This window comes from Microbacterium resistens NBRC 103078 (assembly GCF_001552355.1).
Taxonomy (GTDB): Bacteria; Actinomycetota; Actinomycetes; order Actinomycetales; family Microbacteriaceae; genus Microbacterium; species Microbacterium resistens.
Genome location: NZ_BCRA01000154.1, coordinates 1 through 7739, shown reverse-complemented (window position 1 = coordinate 7739; position 7739 = coordinate 1). Strand labels below are relative to the sequence as shown.

The window sequence follows — 7739 nt, the reverse complement described above, 5'->3', positions numbered from 1 at the left end:
AGAGGCGGGCCGGGAGAGGGACCGTGAATGGGGTCACCGATAGTCCTGGAGACGGCGGAGAGCCCCGAGGATCGCGGCCTGGACCGTGGGCCAGTCGTGGATGATCTGCGCGTAGTCGAACCGCAGGGTCTCGTATCCGAGCCGGGAGGCCACGGCGTCGCGGCTCCGGTCCCGGTGGCGGTGGGCCGAGTCGTCGTGGTTCTCCTTCCCGTCGGCCTCCACGATGAGCCTGCCGCCGATGACGACGTCCACGACGCCGACGCCGTCGATACGGACCTGACACTCCACCGGGATCCCCAGGATGTGCAGGCGCAGGCGAAGGAGCGACTCCAGCCCGCTGTCCGCATCGCCGCGGGCGAGGTCCACGAGCCACCGGGCCCGAACCGGGAGAGCGGCACGGATGCGGCTGCGCGCCGCACGCGACAGCAGGTTCATCCGCCACGCCGACTCGAAGGCGGCGAAGAAGGCCTCGTCGCCTTCACATCGCTGGAGATGCACCAAAGCCGTCGGCAGGTCGGCGCGCCCGAGCGGGGGACGACCCCGGTAGTAGTGAGATCGACAGTCACAATCGGCATGGGGGTGCACGTGCCGGGCAGCTCCCATCCAGACGTGGAGACTGGTGGAGTCGGACAGTACCCAGATCCCTCGCCTCCGCAGTTCGCTGACGCAGGTCGGCGCGCCTCCGTGCGCGATCGCCGTCCGGAGGTCGTCCGCCACGGACGGCACCGCGAAGACGCCGTCCCGGATCCGGATGATCTCGCCGTCGGCGACCGACCGCGACAACATTCGGCGGGTGAACCCGAGATCTTGGAGCTGTGTTCCTCGGGCGACGCCGCCGAGGCGGGCGAGCGTGAGCGGCGCGGAGAGCATGCCTGTCACGCTGCCGCATCCTGACCGCCGAGAGAGGATGGTCGCCCGATCGGTGGACAACGTGGAGGATCGCCGCGGGGTGGAGGAGGAACCTCGTGCCCCGATCTGCACACTTGAGCCCGATCTGCACACCTTTGCCGGGCTTTCCTGTGCAGATCGGGACGAGGTGTGCAGATCGGGACAGGCCCGTGGGCCAGGGGGGGGCGGGACGAGGGGGGAGGGGGGGAAGGGCCCGGAGACGACGGATGCCGCGGCCCCGAAGGACCGCGGCATCCGCGGAAGCAGGCTGTCAGCCCGCGTGCGTCATGGAGAGCAGGTCGAGCTTCTGGTCGAGCACCTCTTCGGTGATCTCGCCGCGCTCGACGTAGCCGAGGTCGATCACCGCGTCGCGCACCGTGATGCCCTTGGCGACGGCGTGCTTGGCGATCTTCGCGGCCGCCTCGTAGCCGATCACCTTGTTCAGCGGCGTCACGATCGACGGCGACATGCCGGCGAAGGCGGCGGCGCGCTCGACGTTGGCCTCCAGGCCGTCCACCGTCTTGTCCGCGAGGACGCGCACCGCGTTGGAGAGCAGACGGATCGACTCAAGCAGCGCCGTGCCCATGACGGGGATCGCGACGTTCAGCTCGAAGGATCCGGAGGCGCCGGCCCACGCCACGGTCGCGTCGTTGCCGATGACGCGGGCGCAGACCATGAGGACGGCCTCCGGCACCACCGGGTTGACCTTGCCCGGCATGATCGAGGAGCCCGGCTGCAGGTCGGGGATGTGCAGCTCGCCGAGACCCGTGTTGGGGCCGGAGCCCATCCAGCGCAGGTCGTTGTTGATCTTCGTCAGCGACACCGCGATCGTGCGCAGCGCGCCGGACGTCTCGACGAGACCGTCGCGGTTCGCCTGTGCCTCGAAGTGGTCCTTGGCCTCGGTGATCGGCAGCTCCGTCTCCGCGGCGAGCAGGGCGATGACCTTCTGCGGGAAGCCGAGCGGGGTGTTGATGCCGGTGCCGACCGCGGTGCCGCCCAGCGGGACCTCGGCGACCCGGGGGAGCGCGGCCTGGACGCGCTCGATGCCGAGGCGGATCTGGCGCGCGTAGCCGCCGAACTCCTGGCCGAGGGTGACCGGCGTCGCGTCCATGAGGTGGGTGCGACCGGACTTGACGACGTCCTTCCACAGCTCCGCCTTCGCCTCGAGGGCGACGGCCAGGTGGTCGAGGGAGGGGATCAGCGTGTCGATGAGCGCCTGGGTGACGGCGATGTGCACGGAGGTCGGGAACACGTCGTTCGAGGACTGCGACGCGTTGACGTGGTCGTTGGGGTGCACGGTCGCGCCGAGGATGCGCGTCGCAAGCGTCGCCAGCACCTCGTTCATGTTCATGTTCGAGGACGTGCCGGATCCGGTCTGGTAGGTGTCGACGGGGAACTCGCCGTCGTGGCGGCCCGAGGCGACCTCGTCCGCTGCCTGGGCGATGGCGTCCGCGATCGCGCCGTCGAGCGTGCCGAGCTCCTTGTTCGCGAGGGCGGCGGCCTTCTTGATGCGCGCGAGGGCGGCGATCTGCGCGGACTCCAGCCCCTTCCCGGAGATCGGGAAGTTCTCCACCGCGCGCTGGGTCTGCGCTCCGTAGAGCGCGTTGACGGGCACGCGCACCTCGCCCATGGTGTCGTGTTCGATGCGGAACTGATCGTCCGCGCCGGTGTGCTGGGTGTCGGTCACTTGCTGTTCCTCCAGTTGTGACGGGGTGACGGAAGGGGGATGAATCAGGGCGCCGGGATCAGCGCGGGGCGTCGAGCGCCGTGTCGTCGGCGAGGCCGACCGACACGATGGGCACGGCCGTGCCCTCGGCGAGCCGGTAGTTCGCGCCGACGATCCCGAGGCGCCCCTCGGCCACGGCGGCGCTGATCAGCTCGGAGGACTGGATCAGGTCGGCGACCGTGTTGCGCAGGTGCTCGCGGCCCACCAGCTCGGCGTCGATCTCGTCGGGACGGGTGACACCGGTCGCCGCGACGACCTTGCGCGCGGCGGGCACGATCGGGGCGATGAGGCGCCAGATGTGCGGGGGGAGCGGGGCGGCGTCGATCGCGGTCCCGTCGATCGCGGCGCGCACGGCGCCGCAGCTGTCATGCGCGAGCACGACGATCAGCGGGACCCGCAGGATCTCCACGGCGTACTCCAGGCTCGCCACGATCGACTCGCCGAGGACCTGCCCGGCGTTGCGGACCACGAACAGGTCGCCGAGGCCCTTGTCGAAGATGATCTCGGCGGCGAGGCGGGAGTCCGCGCAGCCGAACAGGGTCGCCATGGGCGCCTGTCCCTCCGCGAGCTCATGACGCTTGCCCACGTCCTGGTGCGGGTGCTCCGGGCGGCCGGCGACGAAGCGCCGGTTTCCCTCGAGCATCTCCTGCCACGCCTGGTCCGGGGTGAGCTGAGTCGTCATTCGTCCTCCTGACGCGCGTCGATCTGCGCGAGCTGTGGTTCCAGTCCCTTCGCGATCCGGGCGGCGTCGTCGGCGCTGAGCGACCCGTAGATCAGCACGTAGTCGTCCCCGGCGGGTGCGCCGAGCGCATACGAGACGTTGCCGTTGTCCGCGGGGCGGGCGATCGTGAAGACCTCCCATTCGCGTCCCTCGATCGTGACCCGGTCCTTGGGGGAGGCCCCGTTGAGAGGAATCGCGGCCCAGGCCGGTTCGGCATCGATCGCCTGAGCGATCCGGGCGAAGCCGCGCGCCGTGTCGCCGGTGGGAGCCATCGTCACGTCCCAGACGGTGTACGCGCCGCCGGAGAGCTCGGCCTTGTTCACCCGCCAGTCCTTCGGCACCTCCGGGACGACGACGGGACCGCCGACAGCGGTCTCCGCGTCCTTCGCGATCGCGGCGAGGTCGATCGGCGGGCGTTCGCCGGGCTCGCCGCGGGGGACGATGAAGACGATCACGAGGACGACCCCCAGGGTCACCAGCATGGCGGCCACGAGGTTGCGGAACGTCTGGCTCGACCGGTACGCGGCGGACGAGGCGGCCTTGCGGTCGGCCGTCTCCTGGGGCGTCTCGGGGCGACCGAGCTCGGCGACGACGGGGGCGGAGGATCCGCGGGGAGAACGGCTCACGACGCGGACACCTGCCCGTCCGCGCCTTCCCTGGCCGATTCGAGCCGGCGCTTGGCGCCGAGAAGCCACTCCTCGCAGCGCGCCGCCAGCGCTTCGCCGCGCTCCCACAGCGCCAGCGAGTGCTCGAGGGTCGGAGCGCCCTGCTCGAGCTCCGCCACGACACGCACGAGCTCGTCGCGGGCCTGCTCGAAGGTGAGGGTGGCGGGGTCGGCGGCGCCGCCCGCCGGGGCGGTCTCGAACTCCTCGCTCGCGCTCACCCCTTCATCCTACCGGCGCGGTTCGGACATCCGATCCGGGGCCGAGCCCGCGCCCGGGGCCGGCGCCTCCGGTCGTTCCCCCTCGGACACGGCATCGACGGAACCGCGGTCGAGGGTCACCGTGATGCGGGTGCCGGCCGGGGCCTGTGCGGCGTCGCGGAGGATCACGCCGCCCTCCCGATGCGCGATCGCATAGCCGCGTGCCAGCGTCGCGGCGGGGGAGAGCGCCCGCAGGGACGCGCGCAGCTCGGCCGTGCGCCGGGAACCATGGTCGACGCCCCGGACGACGGCGTCGCGCCCGCGGGCCACGAGGAGGTGGATCTCCTGCGCGCGACGCTCGATCAACGGCTCCGGAGAGCGCAGCACGGGCCGGGAGCGGAGCTGTTCCAGCTGCGCGATGTCGTGCGTCAGGCGCTGGGTCAGCCGCGTCGTCGCCCGGGCGCGCAGCTGCGCCACGAGCGCGCGCTGCTCGCCGACGTCGGGGACGACGCGCTTGGCGGCGTCGGTCGGGGTCGAGGCGCGCAGGTCCGCCACGTCGTCCAGCAGCGGGTGATCGTTCTCATGGCCGATGGCACTGACCACCGGCGTCGTGGCCGCGGCGACGGCGCGGATCAGTCGTTCGTCGCTGAAGCCCAGGAGCGTCTGCGGATCCCCTCCGCCGCGGGCGACGATGATCACGTCGACCTCCGGGTCGGCGTCGAGCCGCTTCAGCGCCGCGAGCGTCTCCGGCACGCATCGATCGCCCTGGACGGCGGCGTGCACGGTGCGGAACCGCACGTGCGGCCAGCGCAGCTCGGCGTTGCGGTGCACGTCCTTCTCCGCGTCGGAGTTCTCACCCGTGATGAGACCGATGACGTGCGGGAGGAAGGGGATCGGCCTCTTGCGGGACGCGTCGAACAGGCCCTCCTGTCGCAGCTGGACCCGCAGCCGCTCCAGCCGCTCGAGCTGATCGCCCAGGCCGACGTGCTTCATCATCGAGACGGCGAAGCTGAAGTCGCCCGCCTTGACGAAGTAGTCCGCCTTCACGGCCGCGACGACGTGGTCGCCCACGCCGAGGTCGGACGGGATGCGCGCCCGGACGCTGGACCAGATGCGGATCGAGATCTGCGCGTCCGAGCGGGTGTCCTTGAGCCGGGCGAAGACGTTGCCGCCGCGGAGGTTCCAGGAGGTGATCTCCCCCTCGACCCAGACGGTGTTCCAGCGGGCGACGAAGTCCCGGATCGTGGCGTTGAGGCGGGCGACCGACGTGGGCGCGTCCGGCGTGGAGTCGCGCGGGGCGACGGCGTCGGCGGGCGGCGGCTCGCCGGGCACGTGAGCGGCCTCGAAGGAGGTCATGTCCAGGTCCTCCTCGGGGGAAGCGCCGGTAGGATCGGCATTGTGACTTCGACTGCTGTTGCGCTCCCCGTGCCGCGGGTGCCGCGTGAGCGCCGCCCTGAGCGGGCGCGTCTTCAGGATATCCCCGTGGACGGACGCAAGCGGGTGCTGCTGGCCGCGCCCCGCGGGTACTGCGCGGGCGTGGACCGCGCGGTCGTGGCGGTCGAGAAGGCGCTGCAGCGGTTCGGCGCGCCGGTGTACGTGCGCAAGCAGATCGTGCACAACATCCACGTCGTCACCGAGCTCGAGGCCCAGGGCGCGATCTTCGTCGACGAGGTCGACGAGGTCCCCGAGGGGGCGCACGTCGTCTTCAGCGCGCACGGCGTCTCTCCCGCCGTCGTGAACGCCGCCGCCGACCGGGGCCTGCACGCGATCGACGCCACGTGCCCGCTGGTCACCAAGGTCCATCGCGAGGCCGTGCGCTTCGCCCGCGACGACTACGAGATCCTCCTCATCGGCCACGACGGGCACGAGGAGGTCGAGGGCACCGCCGGGGAGGCCCCCGAGCACGTCACCATCGTGAACTCCCCGGACGAGGCGGACACCGTCGAGGTGCGCGACCCCTCCAAGGTCGTGTGGCTGTCGCAGACGACGTTGTCCGTGGACGAGACGATGGAGACGGTGAACCGGCTCCGCGCGCGGTTCCCCGAGCTTCACGACCCGCCCTCCGACGACATCTGCTATGCGACGCAGAACCGACAGGTCGCGATCAAGAAGGTCGCGAAGGAGGCGGATCTGGTGATCGTCGTCGGATCCGCGAACTCCTCCAACAGCGTGCGCCTCGTGGAGGTCGCCCTCGAGTACGGGGCCCGCGCCGCCTTCCGCGTCGACTACGCCGACGAGATCCGCCAGGAGTGGCTGGACGGCGTGGCCACGGTCGGCGTGACGAGCGGGGCCTCGGTCCCCGAGGTGCTCGTGCGGGAGGTGCTGGACGCGCTCGCGGAGGCGGGATACGGCGATGTCGACGAGGTCCGCACCGCCGAGGAGGACCTGATGTTCTCCCTGCCGAAGGAACTGCGTCAGGACGTGTCGGGCCAGCGCGACGACCGCGCGCTGGGCGGACGACTCCGATGAGCGCCGACGGATCCGAACCGACGCTGATCGGATCCGTGCAACGGGCGCTGCGCCTGGTCGACATCGTGGCGAACTCGCCGCGGCCGATCCCCGTCAAGCTGCTTGCCCAGGCGACCGGCCTCACCCCGGGGACGACGTACAACCTCGTGCGGACGCTGATCCACGAGGGCTACCTCGCGACCGAGCCCGACGGCCTCGTCCTCGGCGCGCGCTTCCCGGCCTTCCAGGACGCGGCGCCGGCGCGCGGCGTCTTCCTCGCTCAGGTGCGTGCGGCGCTGCGGCAGGTGGCCGAGGATGTCGGCGCGACGGCCTACCTGTCCCGTTTCGACGACGGCGAGGTGCATCTCGTGGACATCGTCGACGTGGACCACGACCCGCGGGTGGAGCTGTGGGTCGGCATGCAGGACGGTGCGCATGCGACCGCCCTGGGAAAGCAGATCCTGTCGGTCCTGCCGCAGGACGAGCGCATGGACTACCTCGCGCGGCACCCGCTGGCAGAGCTCACCCCGCGGACCATCAGCGACCGCGAGCGGCTGTTGGAGCAGCTCGAACGCTCGCGTCGCTGGACGGTCGAGCGGGGCGAATACGCCCTCGGGTTCACGTGTCTCGCGGTGCCGGTGCTGGCCCCCGGGATCACCGCCTCCCTCGCGATCTCGATCCGGGCCGACGGCGAGCATCCCGTGGGCGAGGACGTGATCGCGCGGCTCCAGGATGCGGCGCGTCGATTGTCGGTCGCGCTGGGCACCGCGGGGTTGTCGGGGCGCGGGCAGTTCACTATCTGAATTCCTGGCTCTCGTGCAGAAACGAGGAGAGCGCTATCCTGGGTCGCACGACGTCGTAATCGCGTCCACGGGAGGGTCAGCGTCCCCAGCGCTCCTGATCCCTGAGCCCCGGGAGTCCCCAGCCCCCGGGGCATTCTTCTTTTCCGGCCCGGCCGGTCGAGCGGGTCCACAGGCCACCACGGCTACGATGTCGGGGTGTCCGATCCCCGACCCCAGTACGGCGAGTACGCCACCCCGGAGGAGCAGCGCCGTCGCGCAGGCCTGCCCGAGGAGGTGACACCGCCCGCAGCA

Annotated in this window: 8 protein-coding genes; 2 read left to right on the top strand and 6 right to left on the bottom strand. The window is 71.4% G+C overall.

Features of this window, described 5'->3' with window-relative positions; all coding sequences use genetic code 11:
* Nucleotides 1-33: 33 nt before the first annotated feature.
* From MR1_RS17860 to xseA, 6 genes are all read right to left on the bottom strand, one after another.
* Nucleotides 34-870: a type IV toxin-antitoxin system AbiEi family antitoxin domain-containing protein gene (locus MR1_RS17860; RefSeq protein ID WP_067250220.1), complete on the bottom strand. Its 837-nt coding sequence runs from the start codon at nt 868-870 to the stop codon at nt 34-36.
* Nucleotides 871-1159: 289 nt separating this feature from the next.
* A complete protein-coding gene (locus tag MR1_RS17855) occupies nt 1160-2575 on the bottom strand; it encodes a class II fumarate hydratase (RefSeq protein ID WP_084344890.1) in 1416 nt (471 codons plus the stop codon).
* Nucleotides 2576-2633: 58 nt separating this feature from the next.
* Nucleotides 2634-3296: a carbonic anhydrase gene (locus MR1_RS17850; RefSeq protein WP_067250216.1), complete on the bottom strand. Its 663-nt coding sequence runs from the start codon at nt 3294-3296 to the stop codon at nt 2634-2636.
* Complete coding sequence (locus MR1_RS17845; protein WP_067250212.1) at nt 3293-3961, bottom strand: DUF4245 family protein; 669 nt, start codon at nt 3959-3961, stop codon at nt 3293-3295. Before MR1_RS17845 ends, MR1_RS17850 begins: the two co-directional genes overlap by 4 nt.
* The gene (locus MR1_RS17840; RefSeq protein WP_067250209.1) at nt 3958-4218 is read right to left on the bottom strand and encodes an exodeoxyribonuclease VII small subunit; all 261 of its coding nucleotides are present in this window, start codon (nt 4216-4218) and stop codon (nt 3958-3960) included. The genes MR1_RS17845 and MR1_RS17840 overlap by 4 nt, the downstream gene beginning before the upstream one ends.
* A 9-nt stretch (nt 4219-4227) precedes the next feature.
* Nucleotides 4228-5553, bottom strand: a complete 1326-nt coding sequence (xseA, locus tag MR1_RS17835; protein ID WP_067250206.1) for an exodeoxyribonuclease VII large subunit — start codon at nt 5551-5553, stop codon at nt 4228-4230.
* Between the two features lie 69 nt (nt 5554-5622).
* On the opposite strand from xseA, the gene MR1_RS17830 reads away from it, so the two are divergent.
* Together MR1_RS17830 and MR1_RS17825 are read left to right on the top strand one after the other, a co-directional pair.
* Nucleotides 5623-6666: a 4-hydroxy-3-methylbut-2-enyl diphosphate reductase gene (locus MR1_RS17830; protein ID WP_372449939.1), complete on the top strand. Its 1044-nt coding sequence runs from the start codon at nt 5623-5625 to the stop codon at nt 6664-6666.
* Nucleotides 6663-7448: an IclR family transcriptional regulator gene (locus MR1_RS17825; protein ID WP_067250201.1), complete on the top strand. Its 786-nt coding sequence runs from the start codon at nt 6663-6665 to the stop codon at nt 7446-7448. The genes MR1_RS17830 and MR1_RS17825 overlap by 4 nt, the downstream gene beginning before the upstream one ends.
* Nucleotides 7449-7739: the final 291 nt, after the last annotated feature.

What these genes read in the sequence shown, in the direction of transcription:
- MR1_RS17860 (WP_067250220.1), bottom strand. Translation starts at nt 870, where the DNA reads ATGCTCTCCGCGCCGCTCACGCTCGCCCGCCTCGGCGGCGTCGCCCGA.
- MR1_RS17850 (WP_067250216.1), bottom strand. Translation starts at nt 3,296, where the DNA reads ATGACGACTCAGCTCACCCCGGACCAGGCGTGGCAGGAGATGCTCGAG.
- xseA (WP_067250206.1), bottom strand. Translation starts at nt 5,553, where the DNA reads ATGACCTCCTTCGAGGCCGCTCACGTGCCCGGCGAGCCGCCGCCCGCC.
- MR1_RS17825 (WP_067250201.1), top strand. Translation starts at nt 6,663, where the DNA reads ATGAGCGCCGACGGATCCGAACCGACGCTGATCGGATCCGTGCAACGG.